We start from the raw sequence: 14,555 nt of genomic DNA, 5'->3' as shown, positions 1-14,555 counted from the left end.
ATGAAGATGAGAAGACTAACCTCCATCGCCCTGCTCCTCGCGGTTATTCTGCTCCTTCAGCCGTCAGTTCTTGCCGACGAGTTCACCGAGAAGGGAAACGCCTTCATGGAGGACTTCATAAAGGCCATGAACACCGGCAACTACTCCCTAATAGAGCCATACATGAGCGAGAGGCTCAAGAAGGAACTCGGGGAAAGGGAGTTCGCCCAGCTGAGGGAGTTCACCCTTACCAACTACGGAAAGTTGCTGTCCTTCAGCTTCGTCAACGAGAGTCGTGAAGGGGACATGGTGAAGCTGGAATACGAGGTCAGAGCCGAGAAAGGAAGCTTTCCGGTTGCCCTGACGTATGAAAACGGCGAGCTCGTTGGAATCGGCCTCGGGGTGAGGGCAAAGCCGAACCCGGCCGGAATGGTCGCGATGATTATCGGCTCTCTGCTCGTTCTGGGGGCGTTTTACCTCATCAGGAAGCCCTCAATTCCGGACCTCGTCCTCGGTGCTGGAATTGCGCTCGGCCTCTCGGTTATAATCCCCTTCTACGGGATAATCTCCCTCATCGTGGCATACTCAACGGTTGCGCGCGCCCTGTTCACGGCCTTTACAACCGCGATAACTGTCGAGGCAGTTAAGTTCTACTTCTCCCGGAACAGGGACGGCCTTTCCCTCGGCCTCGGGCTCGGCATCGGCCAGTACATCCTCCTCTCCATCGGCACCTTCGTGGCGACGAACTTCATAATGCAGCTACCGGTTTCCTTCACGGGACCGATCTACTGGGCCTTCCTCGACGCGGCCATATTCACCGCCTTCCACGCGCTTTCGGCCGAGACGTATTCAAAGCTCCGCGACATCAGGCTTCTGGGCCTTTTCGTCCTCATCGAGGGGCTGGCACTCGGTTCAACGGCCTTTCACGTGGGGATCTCCCTGCTCCTTGGTCTCATAGGAGTTGCCTTCGGAATCAGGTTCGGAGGTGTCATCGATGGAATCGCTGGACGAGAGGCTCGTTGAGGCCCTTGAAGGCAGCGTCGAACTCGCCAAGAAAATCGGGGAGTACATAATCCGGAGCGGGGGAAAGAGAATAAGGCCGAGAATAACCCTGGCGGTTGCCAAAGGCCTCGGACTTGAGGAAAAAGATGCCCTCGACCTCGCCTCCGCGATAGAGCTGATCCACACCGCCAGTTTAGTTCACGACGACGTCATCGACTTGGCGGAAAAGAGGAGGAACAACCCCACCGTCGTCATGCGCTGGGGGCCTGAGTTAGCTGTTCTCAGCGGTGATTTCCTCTTTGTCCGCGCGCTGAGGATTATAGCGGGTAAGAAGGTCGAGATGGTGGACTACGTTGCGAAGGTCGTCGAGGACATGGTGAAGGCCGAAATCCTCCAGGAGGCAGTGCGCGGGAGCGTCCACCTCGACCTTGAAACTTATTACAGGATAATAGATGGGAAAACCGGACGGCTCTTCGGTGCCTCCTTTGCGCTTCCCGCCTATTACCACGGGAAGACATACTGGGAAGAGCTCGATAGGGCCGGAACGCTCGTGGGGAGGGCGTTTCAGATAGTGGACGATGTCCTCGACTACTTCCCGGGAACGGGAAAGGACCGCTTCAAGGACCTGCTCAACGGAAAAACGACCCTCCCGCTAATCCTCTACACGGAGCGCTACGGCTCCTCCCTCGTCGAGAGAATCCTGAAGAATCCAAAGGAGGATGACCTGCTCGAGCTCTTCGAGAGGATGAGCAAGGCCGGAGTCTTCGAGGAGTCCCTTGCGAGGGCGAGGGGTTACGTGGAAGAGGCCCTCGGGCTCGTTGATGGCCTGCCCTTTGATGGGAGCGACGTCATGAACCTCGTCTCGGACTATTTCGAGGGGATCTTCGAAAAGATCAACGTTCAGGGCGGTTAGCCTATCAGGTTTCACGGAAATGGGCATTTGGCTAAATGCCTTTCGGGGATAAACGAAAAACTTTAAAAGGGTTTGTTAGACAAACCTAATGGATTTTGGCCGGTGTGGAGGGGGAACCATGATAGGCCTTCTCGCGACGTTAGCGTTCACAGTCCCGCTCATCGGTGGGTTAATCCTGTTCAGGCTCGACGAGAGAAAAGCGGACGTTCTAATGCTCGCATCTTTTATAACGGCGATGCTGGCACAGCTCGGCGTTGCGTTCCTTTACCTGAGGGGCCACGAGGAGCTCATCCACATCACCTACCTCAAGAGCGCCCAGTTCGGCGAGGTTTACGGCATTATAATCGACCCCATGAGCGTTTTGATAGGCACCGTTGTTGCGGTTGCCGGCTTCATATTCATGTTCTACGGCGTCGAGTACATGAGCGAGAGGAACGTCGGCCACCCGGGCGGAAAGGGCAGGGGGCTTTTCTACGCCTGGATGACGCTCTTTGAAGGGGCCACCCTCGGCTTTATATACTCCTCCACCTTCCTCGGCCTGCTCATCTTCTTCGAGCTGATGGGACTTGCATGTTGGGGCGTCGTGAGCTTCTACAACACCAGGGAAGCGAGGAGGGCCGGCTTCAAGGCCTTCATAATCCCGAACGTTGGGGCGATGATAGGCTTCTACACGGCAATCTACATCGGCCTCACCCAGCTCCACGATTTGAGCCTGTTCTCGCTCTCGAAGGTCTCGCCCGATATAAAGCCCTGGCTGTTCTTAGCTTTGCTCATAGCGGGCTACACCAAGAGCGCCCAGTTCCCGACCTACTCGTGGATTCCCGATGCTATGGAGGCCCCAACTCCAGCCTCTGCCTTCCTACACGGCGCGGCAATGGTTGAGATGGGCGTTTACCTCGTCGCGAGGGTTATCCAGTTTATCGGGCCCCTCCCGGTCTGGGTCTTCTACTTCATGGCAATAATGGTCTCCCTCACGCTCCTCATTCCGATACTCAACTACCCGGTCCAGAAGGACGCGAAAAGGCTTTTAGCTTACTCAACGGTTGCCGAGGCGGGAATAATGTTCGCCGGCCTAACCTACGCCGTCCTCGGCCTCACGGGCAAAGCTCCAGGCTTCGACGTTGGATTGAAAGCGGCGATGTTCCAGCTGACTACTCACGCCTTCGTCAAGGGCCTGGCGTTTCTCACCGCGGGAAGCTTCACCTACTCCCTCGGCACCCTCGACCTGAGGCAGATAAGCGGGCTCAGGGAGGTTCTGCCAATAAACGGCCTCGCGTGGACGGTGGCACTTCTTGGATTGGCCGGCCTTCCCCCGATGGGAATAGCCTTCAGCAAGGCCGAGCTGATAACCAACCTGAGCCTCGTCAGGGTTTCCGCTTTGGCATGGCTTCCGATAGTGATGCTCCTCGCGGATTCGGTAGTCTTCCTCTGGGTCGGCCTCAAGTGGATTACCAAGAACGTCTTCGGCAGGCCGATAGCGATCAGGGCCTCAACGCACCCGATAATAACCGCGTCGCTCTTGATTCTCATCGTCCTGACGCTGGTCTCTGCTTACCTCGCCTACCCGCTCGTTGAGGAGATCGGCTACGGGGTGATACCATGAGCCTCTACCTCCTAGAGCTGGCCCTCGGACTGCTCTTCATTGCCTCACTCGTCGGCCTCTTCACCGGGAGAAGGGCAGCCTACGCCTTCACGTTCCTGGCTTCACTCGCAATGTTCGGGACCTCAATCGAGGGCCTCAGGGGCCTCTCCGGGGAGATACTTCCTTTCCTGCCGACGAGCGTCAAGATCGATTCCCTCTCGTCCCTTTTCCTCCTCGTCTTCGCCTTCATAACGCTCGCCCTCTCGCTCTACCTGCCCTCCTACGAGGTCAAGGGTGACGCCAGATACCTCACGATGGCAACCAACCTCGCCCTGCTCTCGGGGCTTCTCCTCCTCGTAACCGACAACATCGAGAGGCTCACGCTCTTTTACGAGCTCTTCGCGGTCTTCACGGCGGTGATGGTGTTAGCATCCGAAACGAGGGGCTCAAGAAAGGCCACATGGCGCTACCTCGTCCTCACCCAGGTCTTCGGCATGATCCCCCTCCTCATAGCGACCGGCTTGGCCTACGGCGCCGTTGGTGATCTGCACCACCTGACCTTCCACGGCCTCCGCGAGAACCTTGGAAACCTCGCGGTCAGTCCGGCGTTTCTCCTCGTCCTCTTCCTCTCGGCTTCCCTCGTCAGGAGCGGGGCGTTCCCCTTCCACGTCTGGGTTCCGAGGGTCTACCGCTCGCTTCCGAGTCCCTTCGTGCCGGTTTTCCTCCTCGGCGAAGCCCTCGGCCTTTACATCCTCATGAGGGTTTCCTTCTTCGTCCTCCCCGCCGGCCCAACCTTCGGCTACGCTCTGGCCTTCCTCGGGATCGTTACCGCCTTCGCAACGCTCTATTCCTTTAGGGAGATCAGGCTCAAGCGCAAGTTCGCCTACCACAGCGTCATGGACGTCGGGATAGCCTACTTCGCCCTCGGGAGCGCGCTCGTCCTCAAAGGAAGTTTGCTCGGGACCGTCGCTCTAATCGGCGCACTCCTCCACGTTCTCTACCAGGTCCTCTACAAGAGCTCAACTTTCTTCGGCCTCGGGGCGATAGAGCACTACGGAGAGGAGCCGAACATCTGCTCCCTCAGGAAGCTCCTCCGCGGTCACGTCGTGGCGCTCCTCATCACCCTCTCGGTCTTCTCGATGGCGGCGGTTCCGCCCCTCTCGGCCTTCGTGAGCAAATGGCTGATCTACACGGCTTCGATGGGAAGCCATGATGTTCTCCTCTGGCTGATGGCTTTAGCCGTTGCGTTCCTTGGAATATTCCCCCTCGCCTCGATAATCCAGGTCAGGAGGATAAACAGGCTCCTCTGCAAGAGGGAGGTGGAGAGGGAGGAGATACCGTTCCCGATAAGGACGGTTACGGGCTTCGTTGCCCTGACGAGCGTGGTCGTGGCCGTGCTTCCTGTGGTCATCTTCCCCTGGCTCACGAGATCCCTTAAAGAGCTGGAGGTTCCCCTCCCCAACACCCCGGCCGAGCTGTTCTTTGCCCATCCGAGCGCCGTCCTTTCGCTGCTCCTCCTCGCTGGCGTGGCGATCGCCGGGTGGAAGATAGGGAGAATGCCAACGGACAGGGCAAGCGAGCTGCTCCTGATCTTCTACAACATGGGCGACATACTGAGGTACACTTCGGAGTACATACTCACAGCCGGAAAGAACTTCTACCTCCATCACGTCCTGCCTGTTATCAAGGTGGTTCCCAAGCACGAGGTTCCGCTCATCAAGGACTACGACGACGCGCTCGACTACCCGGTAAGGCACCTTGACGAGGCCATGTTCATGCCGCTCATAAGGGCCGTCGAGAGGCTGGCCCGCTGGGGCAAGGCGAGGAACCTCGACATGAACTCTCTCATAAGTGGCTTTGCGATTGCGATGGCGATTTTGATAGTCCTCCTGGGGGTGTTCGCATGAACTTTGAGGTCGTCTTCAACGAGGTCCTCTACTTTGCCGCCGTCATCTACACCCTCGCGTTCGTGCTCTACGGAATCCGCGCGATTAAGGGGCCGACGACGGCCGACATAATCCTCGCCGTTGACTGCCTGTCATTCGATATGGCGGCGTTTATGGTAATATTAGGAATATACTTCAAGTCCATCATGCTGGCGAGCGGCGCGATAATCCTCACCCTCTGGGCCTTCATGCTGGACATCTACTACACCAAGTACGTCCTCTACGGGGAGGTGGAGGTATGATTATCGAGGACGTAATCTTCGTCATCGGCTCAATTGCAATACTCCTCGGGGCCATCTATGACCTCATAGCGGCGATAGGTCTGCTCAGGTTCAAAGACTTCTACATGAGAACCCACGCCGCGACAGTTGGAACCGTCGGAGGCGCCGCATTGCCTGTCTTCGGTGCCGGCCTGGTGGCGCTCGTCTACCACCCCCTCGGGGCCCAGAGGTTCTTCATGGCCGGAATAGCCTTCACCGTCGGCGTTCTAATCCTCCTGATAGCGCCGACCGGAACGCACTCGATAGTCTCCGCTGTCTACTTCGGAAGGGTCGGGAAGAAGCCTCCTCTGGTGGTTGACCAGCTCGAGGAAGACCTACCAACGAGAGAGGACGTTGCGGAGCTCGTCCGCGAGCACGAAGAGCTGCCCGGTGAGGAGGAAGAACCCAAGTTCACCTTCAGGAGGCTGGCGAGATGATCGAGCTTCACCTGCTGATCCTCGCGATAGTCGTCTCATTTGGCTTCGTCTTCAGCTACTTGGCCATGAAAGAGCACGACCTGCTCAAGGCCCTCGCTTTAAGCTCCGTCCAGTCAACGTTCTTCGCCCTCGGCTTCTACATCTTGGCCGCCCCTGACATAGTCCTTGCCTACCTCGCCATAGCGGTTGGGGCCTACACAGCCCTCGTAATCCTCGCCATAAGCAAAACGGAGCGCTACGAGGTGGGAGAATGAAGAGGGACGTTATCGTCGCGGTTTCCTTCCTGCTCGCGTTCCTGTTCATAGCCTATGCATTAGTTTACGTTAACGTCCTTGGTCTCGGGGGAGAGGAGCTAAGGCCCCTGGGTGAGTTCTATCTCAGCCATGCATTCGCCCACGAAGGCCTCACGAGCCACAGCCCCGAAGTCGTTACGGCCATAGTCTGGAACTACCGTGGCTTCGATACGCTCTTCGAGACCTTCGTCTTCTTCCTCGCCATAATGGGGGCCTTCAGCGTGCTCAGGCTCACCGACGAGCAGGAGAAGATTGTAAGGGAGCTCGAGGCGAGGGAACCGCACAGGCACATGGATCTAATCACGAGGTCAACTACCAAGCTCGTCGTGATAATGATAATCGCCATCTCCGCCTCGATAGCGCTCCACGGGCACCTGACGCCGGGCGGTGGCTTCCAGGGCGGTTCGGCGATGGCAGTTGCTTCCCTCCTGCTCTTCGCGGTGTTTTCGAAGTTCACCCTTGAGAGAAAGGGCCTCAACCTGAGGCACACGATTTCAGCTTATGCCCTCGGCCTGGCCTTAATCCTCGCCACGGTGCTCGCTCCAGTTTTCCTCTACGGCGGCAAAGTCCTTGAGATAAACCTCCTGCCCGGAGAAACCGGCCTCTTCAACCTCGACGTGGGCGAGTATACAGCGGTGACCTTCGGCTTCCTGACGGTGTTCCTCGTGCTCGGCGTCTCTGAGTGGATATTCAAGACCGTCCTCAGGGGTGAGGTCGATGATTAGCTTCCTCCTCGCCTACATCACGCTGACGCTCTTCGGCATGATACTCCTCGGAATCTACGGAGTTGCCACTCGCTCCAACCTGATTAAGAAAATCATCATGCTCAACGTCATGGGAGATGCCATAAACATGCTCTTCATCTTAATCGGCTACCGCCTCGTCTTCCCCGTCTTCCCGCCGATTTACGAGAAGCACATAACCTTTGAGGAGTTCCTGAGCAGGGCCGTCGACCCGGTTCCTCAAGCTTTGGTTCTGACGGCGATAGTCATCGGAATGGCCATGAACATACTGCTGGCTACCTACGCGATACAGTTCTACCGCCTCCACGGGACGGTTGATGCGAGGGACATGGCCGAGATAATGGGGGGTGAGGACGAATGAGGCTCAGGTTTTCACCGGCGACGTTCTTTATAGTCCTGGCAACGTACCTGTTCTACACTGGCTCGGCCACGGAGTACGACATGATAACGGGCTCGATAGTCGCGCTCATAGTTTCCTTCATCGTCGGCCACTGGCTGGTGGAGAACGAGCTCAAGTTCTTCTCGCCGAGGAGGTGGTTCTATGCCCTCATTTACGCCCTCCGATACTTCTTCATCGAGGAAACCAAGACGCACATCGACGTGGCAAAGAGGGTCTTTACGCTCAAGGCCAACCCCGGCATAGTGCGAATTCCCCTCGACGTCGAGAGCGACTACGGAAAGGTCCTCGTTGCAAACTCGATAACCAACACACCCGGAACGGTTGTGGTGGACATAAGCGACGACGGAAAGTGGCTGTACGTCCACTGGATTGACGTTTCCACGCTCGACGAGAAGGAAGTGAAAGAGAACATCGTCGCTTATTTCGAGGACTACGCGAGGAAAATCTTCGACTGAGGTGATAGCATGCAGGTTGGACTCGTTCCGGTAATTCCGCTCGGCTTCGCCTTCTTCCTGCCCTTCGTGGCCTTCATGACCGGCAGGAGGAGAGGGATTGTAATAGCCTACTCGCTCACCGCCCTCACCGTTACGTTCCTCGCTGGAATCTGGCTGTTCGATAGGGCCTATTCGAGCAATGAACCCCTCGTCTACGCCTTCGGTAACTGGATAGCGCCCATTGGCATAGTCTTTGAAGTGGATAAGCTCTCGGCGACGCTCGTTTTAACGGCCACGTTCGGCTTCCTCCTCGCGGGAATCTACTCTGCCAAGTTCATAAGGACGCACGGCCTCGAGTTCTACTACACCTTCCTCCTCGGACTTGAGGCCGGAACGCTCGGGGCCTTCATGACGGGTGATGCCTTCAACACCTTCGTCATGCTCGAGGTCATCGGCGCGAGCGCCTACGCGATAGTCGGCTTCTACCGCAACAGGAGCGAGGCCGTTGAAGGGGCCTTCAAGTACGGCATCAGCGGGGCCGTCGCGACGAGCCTCTACTTCTTGGCTCTCGGCTTCATCTACGCATCTTTCGGAACCCTCAACATGGCCGACCTAAGCGCCAAGTTCCACGGGGTTTCCTTCCCGGTAACGACGAAGCTTTTCGGCGAGCCAACTCTCGCTTTGGTCATCTTCTTCGCGCTGACTTTGGCTATGGTCATAGTCAAGAGCGCAATCTTCCCCGGCCACTACTGGCTTCCGAGCGCCTACTCAGGCGCACCGATTCCCGTTGGAGCGATACTCAGCAGTTTCGTCGAGGTCGTCGGAATCTACCTGCTCGCGCGCTACACCTACACGCTCTTCCACGGGCTCCCCTTCTGGAGAATCCTCTCGCTCGTCTTCCTCGTCCTCGGAACAGCAACAGCGTTCCTCGGCTCGATTATGATGCTCGTCCAGAAGAACGTCAAGAGGCTGATTGCCTATTCCACGATACTCCACATGGGCTACCTCTTCATGACCCTCGGCGTCGGAACCCAGCTCGCGCTGATGGCAATCGACTTCCACATCGTCAACCACGCGATAGCGAAGACCCTCCTGTTCTTCACGGTTGGAGCCTTCATCTACCGCAGGGGAACGGTGAAGGTCGAGGACTTAGCTGGGGTCGGCAGGGAGATGCCCATCAATACTTTCCTCTTCGGCCTGGCGACGCTCAGCCTCGTCGGCGTTCCCCCGCTTAACGTCTTCTTCAGCAAGATGCTGATTTTCAATGCCCTCCTCCAGGTGAGCCCGCTCGTGGCTTCCGTCGTGATAATAACGAGCGCCATAGCCGCGTGGGCCTACTTCGGGCTCTTCATAACCCTCTGGCGCGGAAAGCCGGTCGAGGGGCATCATGAGCACGGAGAACATGAAGAACCGGAGAGGCACGAGATCCCGCTCTTCGTGGCCGTCAACTTAGTCCTTGGAATCCTCGTTGTCCTTTTCGGACTCTTCGCCCCGGTGATAATCGACAGGTTCTTCCACCCAGCGGCCGTTCATGCGATGGACTGGCAGGGTTACGTTGACGCGGTGAAGAGGCTGGCCGAAGCCACTTTCTCCGCCCTCGGCTAACATTTTTACGCCCTTTTTCCTAATCCCTTATCGGTGCCGTTCAATGAACGAAAAACTCAGGTGGTCAGGTTTTGCGGGCGGTCTTGTCTACTGGCTCTTCGTTGCCTGGAGCATAAGCCGAAACCCCTGGTTCTCCTTCTGGAGGAACGCGCTGAGCGACCTCGGAGGGGCCAAGGCAAACTCGCCCTGGATTTACAACGCCGGCCTGGTGGTTACATCGTTCTTCGTGCTCGCCTTCGCGGTCTATCTAATCTCGACGGCAGTCAATAAGGCCCAGACCGTTGGAGGAGCCTACATAAGCGTCTCGGCCATCTTCCTGGCCCTGATAGGGATATTCCACGAGGGAACTAAAGCTCACGTCTTCGTCTCGACGTACTTCTTCGTCCAGTTCTTCCTGGGGGCTTTGATTTACGGCCTTGGCTCGGAGAGAAAAGTTAAGATTGCCTCGCTCGTTCTCTTTGCCCTCGCCGTAATCGGAACCCTCTTCAAGTGGCCCTCAACGGCCCTCTTAGAAACCTACGAGATTATCCTCATCATGGCGTTCACCCTCGTCATCGCGCTTTCTGGAGGTGGTGAAAGGTGAGCGCGCCGTTTCCCCCGATAAGAAGGGTGCCGGTAAGGGAGAGCCGAATCCTCAAGCCGGAAGACGCTGAAAAGGCAATAGAGCTCGTCAGGCAGGCACTGCCCTTCTTCAGGGCGGGAGAACCGATAGTTCACCCCGACCACGTGGACGTTCCGGTTCTCTATCTCGATTTCGCGATAGACAGGGTTCACTACGACCCGCGAACGGGCAATCCCAGCCCAAAGGGCGCACCGCCCCACGCGGAGCCCTGCGCCGAGGGAGCCCGCGGGAGAATAGACGAGGTTCTCAAAGAGGCTTATGTCCTCGAAGGCGCGGAGTTCAGGGAGCCGGAGGATTGCTGGGTCGTGCCTGTTGCCTGGAAAAGCTTTATAATCCTGCACGTCCGCGTCTCGGCGGATGGAAGCGAGCTGATTCCGGATTACCATCTAACCGAAGAGGTGAGGCGACACGGCCTGTAGGCTGAAAGACTTCCTGAAAAGGGAGTGGTTTCTGAGCCTTCTGCTCCTCCTCTACGCCGGGTTAGTTCTGATAGACCGCTCCCTTCCCGGGAGAACGCCTGAGCTCGTTGACTGGGGCAGTTTAAGCCTCATCACTGCTTTAATCATAACCTCGAAGGGCCTCGAGCTTTCGGGGGTCTTCAACAGGCTCGCGCCGAGACTCGTTGTGGGGGCAAACGGTTCGAGCAGGAGACTGCTCCTCCTCCTGCTTCCGACGATAGCCCTCTCCTCGGCCCTGATAATGAACGACACCGCCATGCTCGTCTTCATTCCCCTTGTTGTTGCCCTATCTGAGCTCTCGGGAATGGACAAGGCGAAGGCGGTAACACTCTCGGCGATAGCGGCGAACGTCGGTTCCGCCCTGACGCCGATAGGGAACCCGCAGAACATCATAATCTGGCGCGAGTACGGTTTGGGCTTCTTTGCATTCATCAGGGGTATGCTCCCCTTCGTTCTCCTCTGGCTCGGCCTGTTGCTGGCAATCGTCTTCCTCACTCCAGATGAAACGCTCTCCGTCCGCTCCCTTCCTCCGGTTGCCTTCAGAAAGGACCTGTTTCTTGTCTCGGCCCTTCTCCTCGCTCTCAACGTCTACCTCGGTGAAACCGGGAGGCACGAGCTCTCGATTGCGCTCACTCTGCTCACCTTTCTTCTCCTCGAGCGGGACGTTCTTCTAAGCTTCGACTGGGCGCTCGTGCTCACCTTCGCGTTCATCTTCATAGACTTCAACGAGCTCTCGACGTTGCTCATCAAGGCAGGCCTGTCCTTCCCAACCGGAGGAGCCGGCCTCGTTCTGGTGTCTGCAGGGTTAAGTCAGCTGATAAGCAACGTTCCGGCGACGGTTGTCTTCCTCGGCTCAAAGCCGAGCTGGCTTCCCTTAGCTGTGGGTGTGAACGCCGGCGGAACTGGGACTATTGTGGGATCTCTCGCCAACCTCATAGCGGTTAGAATAGCGAGGGTTTCTCTGAGGGACTTCCACAAACATTCGATTGTGTATTTTATAGTGTCCGTGGTGCTGGCTGTGTTGATGCTGAGAATCTAAACGAGAAACGGAAGAAACATAGAACAGGAAAAGAAGCTCACTCGAGCTTCTTGTGGCAGAACCACCAGTCGTAGCACTCGATCTCGCCCTTGGCCTTGGCCTCTTCCCTGGCCTTGATCTCCTCGACGCTGGCCGCGGGCGGAACGATGGCCCTGTCGCCGATGAGCTCGTTGTTGGGCCACTTGTGCGGGAGGGCAACTCCCTTCTCGTCGCTGACCTTGAGGGCCTTGACAAGGCGAAGTATCTCGTCCCAGTCCCTGCCGACCTCGGCCGGGTAGTAGACTATAGCGCGAATGACGCCCTTGTCATCGACGATGAAGACAGCCCTGGCGGTTATGGTGGCGCCGCTCGGGATCATGCCGAGCTTGTCGGCGAGCTCGCCGCGGTCGTCGGCGATGACCGGGAAGTCGATCTCAACGCCGAGGTTCTCCTTGATCCACTCCATCCACTTGAGGTGGCTGAAGACCTGGTCAACGCTAAGCCCTATTGGCTCGACGCCGAGCTTCCTGAACTCCTCGGCTCTCTTCTGCATGGCGTAGAACTCGGTCGTACAGACCGGGGTGAAGTCAGCCGGGTGGCTGAAGAGTATGAACCACTTGCCCTGCTCGGCGAAGTAGTCCGGGAGCTTTATCACTCCGTGGGTGGTCTTGACCTCAACCTCTGGGAACTTTTCTCCTATGACGACCATCTTTCATCACCTCTTCTTTTCCTGTGTCGTCTTCACTATAAACCTCATTGGTTCGAATATATAAGCTTTTCGGTTCGTTTTCAGGAGAAATCTTGGAGAAAAAACAATGGCCCTTAAAAGCCATCGGGGAGAAGTACAGCCATGCCCATCTTTGATTGGCATTGTGTAAAATAGCCCAAACTCCTGTTGTCGAAAATCAGTGAACAAAAATGTTTATTTGCCGCTAAGCTTCCTAACCTCGACCCACGTTGAATGGTACGCCGAGCCGTTCCCGTAATCCTCAACCGTCTCATCCGTCGTCAGGAAGTTGGCGTTCCAGCCGAGGAGCCTGACCCAGAAGGCCTTGTAGAGCAGGACAACACCCCTTGGGACGTCATCGCTGAGCTTTGCGAGGGTTTTTACTCGGCCATAGTCGTTGAAGACCTCGACCGTCTCGCCATCCCTGATTCCCCGCTCACCGGCGTCCGCAGGATTGATGTAGAGATGGGGATCAACCATTCCGTAGGTGTTGTGATACTGGCTCGTTATCGTCATTCTGTAGGTTGGCGTGAGCAGGCGGAGCGGATACTTTCCTTCAAACTTCCTGTATTCTGGAAACGGCCCTAATCCCCTCTCAACGGCCCTCCGCGAGAGGAACTCGATTTTTCCGCTCAGGGTTTCCCATTTCCTCGGCTTTTCCGGAATTTTGACGAAGCCCTTCGCATTCAGCTCCTCCCAGCTCAGGCCGTTGAGTTCAAGGACCTTTCGAATTACCTCTTCATCGCTCTCGTAGAGGTGGGGATTTTTAATGCCCAGCGCTCTTGCGAGCAGTCTCGTTACCTCGCTGTTGCTCCTGCCGTACAGCCTCGCGACCGGCTCGTTCAGAGCAACATAGTGGTGGTAGTAGGAATCCGCTATGTCAAGCCTCTCGAAGAAGGTGTTTGCCGGCAAAACGACGTCGGAGTAGAGGGCCGTGTCGGTGAGAAAGATGTCGTGCGTAACGACGAAGACGTCGCTCTCGCTTAGGGCTGTTCTCAGCCGGTTCTGGTTCGGAAGGCTCGCGAGGGGGTTGGAGTTGTAGACGTAGAGGAACTTAACCTCGCCCCGCTCGATGTATTCCGCCAGCTTCATCTGGGGGATTCTCTTTGCCGGCTTCGTCCTCAGGAAGGCGCCTTCTGCGTAGGACTTGTCTATCGTTTTCATGTCGTAGATGAAGCCGAAGCGGTGGCCGACGAGGGCGGGAAGGATTGCTATCGCCCTAACCGCCTCCCCACCAGCAAGGGAGCGCTGAAAGCCGTAGCCGATGTGGATTACTCCTCTCTTCTCGGCGAACTCCCGCGCGAAGGTCTCTATCTCCTCGACGCTCAGCCCGGTTTCCCTGCTTACATAATCAAGCGATAGCGTTTTTACATAATTCCTGAATTCTTCAAAGCCGTAAACGTTCTCGCGGACGAAGGCCCTATCGTAAAGTCCCTCCTCGATTATAACTTTTGCAACGCCCAAAGCCAAAAGAACGTCCGTGTCAGGCTTTATCTGGAAGAACCGGTGAGAGCGCTTGGCAGTTTCTGTCCTGACGACGTCAACCGTCCAGATTTCAAGGCCGTGCCTTTTGGCGAGGGCGAAGCCGTGAAGGTTCGTCCAGAAGGCGTTTATCCCCCAGTAGACGATTAATCGCTGGTTTTTAATCTCCTCAGGGTCGAGACCGACGGCGGTTCCATAGACGTCCTTGAGTGCCTCCTGCCCGGCCCTGTCGCAGATTCCGTAGTCGAGCATGGCGGTGTTGAGGTAGTGGAAGAGCCTCAGCGGGAACGCGTAGTTCACAACTCCCCTGTCACCGGCGTACTGGTAAACGAGAACGCTCTCGCTCCCGTGTTTCTCGATGGTCTCCTTCAGCCTCTTCGCTACGAGGCTTATCGCCTCTTCCCAGCTCGCCTCCCTGAAGGAACCGCTCCCCCTCTCGCCCGTCCTGATGAGAGGCTTTCTCAGTCTGTCCGTTGAATGAAACCACTTCGGGAGCAAGGCACCTTTGGGACAGAGAAAGCCGGCCGTTATCGGGTGCTCCGGATTGCCCCTAACCCCGAGCCTTCCGTCCTTGAGCTCGCTCACCATCGAGCAGGTGTCGTAGCAGTCCCGCATGCAGACGGAGAAGGGCATCGATACCTCCCGCGGAAGATG

At 57.0% G+C, this 14,555-nt stretch carries 16 protein-coding genes; 14 read left to right on the top strand and 2 right to left on the bottom strand.

Annotated features, from left to right (window positions below; genetic code table 11):
* The 14 genes from TAM4_RS02775 to TAM4_RS02710 all read left to right on the top strand — a co-directional run bounded on the left by TAM4_RS02775 (position 1) and on the right by TAM4_RS02710 (position 11,713).
* The gene (locus tag TAM4_RS02775; RefSeq protein WP_014121716.1) at positions 1 to 1,002 is read left to right on the top strand and encodes a hypothetical protein; all 1,002 of its coding nucleotides are present in this window, start codon (positions 1 to 3) and stop codon (positions 1,000 to 1,002) included.
* Positions 974 to 1,894 (top strand): polyprenyl synthetase family protein, encoded by a 921-nt coding sequence (locus TAM4_RS02770; protein ID WP_014121715.1) that lies wholly within the window; start codon positions 974 to 976, stop codon positions 1,892 to 1,894. Before TAM4_RS02775 ends, TAM4_RS02770 begins: the two co-directional genes overlap by 29 nt.
* A 118-nt stretch (positions 1,895 to 2,012) precedes the next feature.
* Entirely contained in the window at positions 2,013 to 3,497 is a 1,485-nt protein-coding gene (locus TAM4_RS02765; protein ID WP_014121714.1) for a hydrogenase 4 subunit D, read from the top strand.
* The gene (locus TAM4_RS02760; RefSeq protein ID WP_014121713.1) at positions 3,494 to 5,383 is read left to right on the top strand and encodes a complex I subunit 5 family protein; all 1,890 of its coding nucleotides are present in this window, start codon (positions 3,494 to 3,496) and stop codon (positions 5,381 to 5,383) included. The genes TAM4_RS02765 and TAM4_RS02760 overlap by 4 nt, the downstream gene beginning before the upstream one ends.
* The gene (locus TAM4_RS02755; RefSeq protein ID WP_014121712.1) at positions 5,380 to 5,664 is read left to right on the top strand and encodes a monovalent cation/H+ antiporter complex subunit F; all 285 of its coding nucleotides are present in this window, start codon (positions 5,380 to 5,382) and stop codon (positions 5,662 to 5,664) included. Before TAM4_RS02760 ends, TAM4_RS02755 begins: the two co-directional genes overlap by 4 nt.
* A complete protein-coding gene (mnhG, locus tag TAM4_RS02750) occupies positions 5,661 to 6,119 on the top strand; it encodes a monovalent cation/H(+) antiporter subunit G (protein ID WP_014121711.1) in 459 nt (152 codons plus the stop codon). The genes TAM4_RS02755 and mnhG overlap by 4 nt, the downstream gene beginning before the upstream one ends.
* On the top strand, positions 6,116 to 6,373 hold the full coding sequence (locus TAM4_RS02745) for a hydrogenase subunit MbhD domain-containing protein (protein ID WP_014121710.1): 258 nt from the start codon (positions 6,116 to 6,118) through the stop codon (positions 6,371 to 6,373). The genes mnhG and TAM4_RS02745 overlap by 4 nt, the downstream gene beginning before the upstream one ends.
* Positions 6,370 to 7,137, top strand: coding sequence for a Na(+)/H(+) antiporter subunit B (locus TAM4_RS02740; protein ID WP_014121709.1), 768 nt, complete (start codon positions 6,370 to 6,372; stop codon positions 7,135 to 7,137). The genes TAM4_RS02745 and TAM4_RS02740 overlap by 4 nt, the downstream gene beginning before the upstream one ends.
* Complete coding sequence (locus TAM4_RS02735) at positions 7,130 to 7,516, top strand: sodium:proton antiporter (RefSeq protein ID WP_014121708.1); 387 nt, start codon at positions 7,130 to 7,132, stop codon at positions 7,514 to 7,516. Before TAM4_RS02740 ends, TAM4_RS02735 begins: the two co-directional genes overlap by 8 nt.
* Complete coding sequence (locus tag TAM4_RS02730) at positions 7,513 to 8,010, top strand: Na+/H+ antiporter subunit E (protein ID WP_014121707.1); 498 nt, start codon at positions 7,513 to 7,515, stop codon at positions 8,008 to 8,010. The genes TAM4_RS02735 and TAM4_RS02730 overlap by 4 nt, the downstream gene beginning before the upstream one ends.
* Positions 8,011 to 8,019: 9 nt before the next feature.
* Positions 8,020 to 9,594: a proton-conducting transporter membrane subunit gene (locus TAM4_RS02725; RefSeq protein WP_014121706.1), complete on the top strand. Its 1,575-nt coding sequence runs from the start codon at positions 8,020 to 8,022 to the stop codon at positions 9,592 to 9,594.
* A 43-nt stretch (positions 9,595 to 9,637) separates the two neighbouring features.
* Positions 9,638 to 10,177: a DUF998 domain-containing protein gene (locus TAM4_RS02720; protein WP_014121705.1), complete on the top strand. Its 540-nt coding sequence runs from the start codon at positions 9,638 to 9,640 to the stop codon at positions 10,175 to 10,177.
* Entirely contained in the window at positions 10,174 to 10,635 is a 462-nt protein-coding gene (locus tag TAM4_RS02715; protein ID WP_014121704.1) for a hypothetical protein, read from the top strand. Before TAM4_RS02720 ends, TAM4_RS02715 begins: the two co-directional genes overlap by 4 nt.
* 67 nt (positions 10,636 to 10,702) lie before the next feature.
* A complete protein-coding gene (locus TAM4_RS02710; protein ID WP_371136999.1) occupies positions 10,703 to 11,713 on the top strand; it encodes an SLC13 family permease in 1,011 nt (336 codons plus the stop codon).
* A 37-nt stretch (positions 11,714 to 11,750) separates the two neighbouring features.
* Here TAM4_RS02710 and TAM4_RS02705 read toward each other — a convergent pair whose 3' ends face one another.
* A complete protein-coding gene (locus TAM4_RS02705; RefSeq protein ID WP_014121702.1) occupies positions 11,751 to 12,401 on the bottom strand; it encodes a peroxiredoxin in 651 nt (216 codons plus the stop codon).
* Positions 12,402 to 12,614: 213 nt separating this feature from the next.
* Positions 12,615 to 14,534 (bottom strand): molybdopterin-dependent oxidoreductase, encoded by a 1,920-nt coding sequence (locus TAM4_RS02700; protein WP_014121701.1) that lies wholly within the window; start codon positions 14,532 to 14,534, stop codon positions 12,615 to 12,617.
* Positions 14,535 to 14,555 lie beyond the last annotated feature (21 nt).

It is taken from the genome of Thermococcus sp. AM4 (assembly GCF_000151205.2).
Taxonomy (GTDB): Archaea; Methanobacteriota_B; Thermococci; order Thermococcales; family Thermococcaceae; genus Thermococcus.
Note: the sequence above shows the minus strand (reverse complement) of the source record. Positions and strands in the feature narration are given on the sequence as shown.

Coding starts and splice junctions, on each gene's coding strand:
- TAM4_RS02740 (WP_014121709.1), top strand. CDS start 6,370: ATGAAGAGGGACGTTATCGTCGCGGTTTCCTTCCTGCTCGCGTTCCTG.
- mnhG (WP_014121711.1), top strand. CDS start 5,661: ATGATTATCGAGGACGTAATCTTCGTCATCGGCTCAATTGCAATACTC.
- TAM4_RS02735 (WP_014121708.1), top strand. CDS start 7,130: ATGATTAGCTTCCTCCTCGCCTACATCACGCTGACGCTCTTCGGCATG.
- TAM4_RS02725 (WP_014121706.1), top strand. CDS start 8,020: ATGCAGGTTGGACTCGTTCCGGTAATTCCGCTCGGCTTCGCCTTCTTC.
- TAM4_RS02760 (WP_014121713.1), top strand. CDS start 3,494: ATGAGCCTCTACCTCCTAGAGCTGGCCCTCGGACTGCTCTTCATTGCC.
- TAM4_RS02775 (WP_014121716.1), top strand. CDS start 1: ATGAAGATGAGAAGACTAACCTCCATCGCCCTGCTCCTCGCGGTTATT.
- TAM4_RS02700 (WP_014121701.1), bottom strand. CDS start 14,534: ATGCCCTTCTCCGTCTGCATGCGGGACTGCTACGACACCTGCTCGATG.
- TAM4_RS02770 (WP_014121715.1), top strand. CDS start 974: ATGGAATCGCTGGACGAGAGGCTCGTTGAGGCCCTTGAAGGCAGCGTC.
- TAM4_RS02730 (WP_014121707.1), top strand. CDS start 7,513: ATGAGGCTCAGGTTTTCACCGGCGACGTTCTTTATAGTCCTGGCAACG.
- TAM4_RS02755 (WP_014121712.1), top strand. CDS start 5,380: ATGAACTTTGAGGTCGTCTTCAACGAGGTCCTCTACTTTGCCGCCGTC.
- TAM4_RS02745 (WP_014121710.1), top strand. CDS start 6,116: ATGATCGAGCTTCACCTGCTGATCCTCGCGATAGTCGTCTCATTTGGC.
- TAM4_RS02720 (WP_014121705.1), top strand. CDS start 9,638: ATGAACGAAAAACTCAGGTGGTCAGGTTTTGCGGGCGGTCTTGTCTAC.
- TAM4_RS02765 (WP_014121714.1), top strand. CDS start 2,013: ATGATAGGCCTTCTCGCGACGTTAGCGTTCACAGTCCCGCTCATCGGT.
- TAM4_RS02705 (WP_014121702.1), bottom strand. CDS start 12,401: ATGGTCGTCATAGGAGAAAAGTTCCCAGAGGTTGAGGTCAAGACCACC.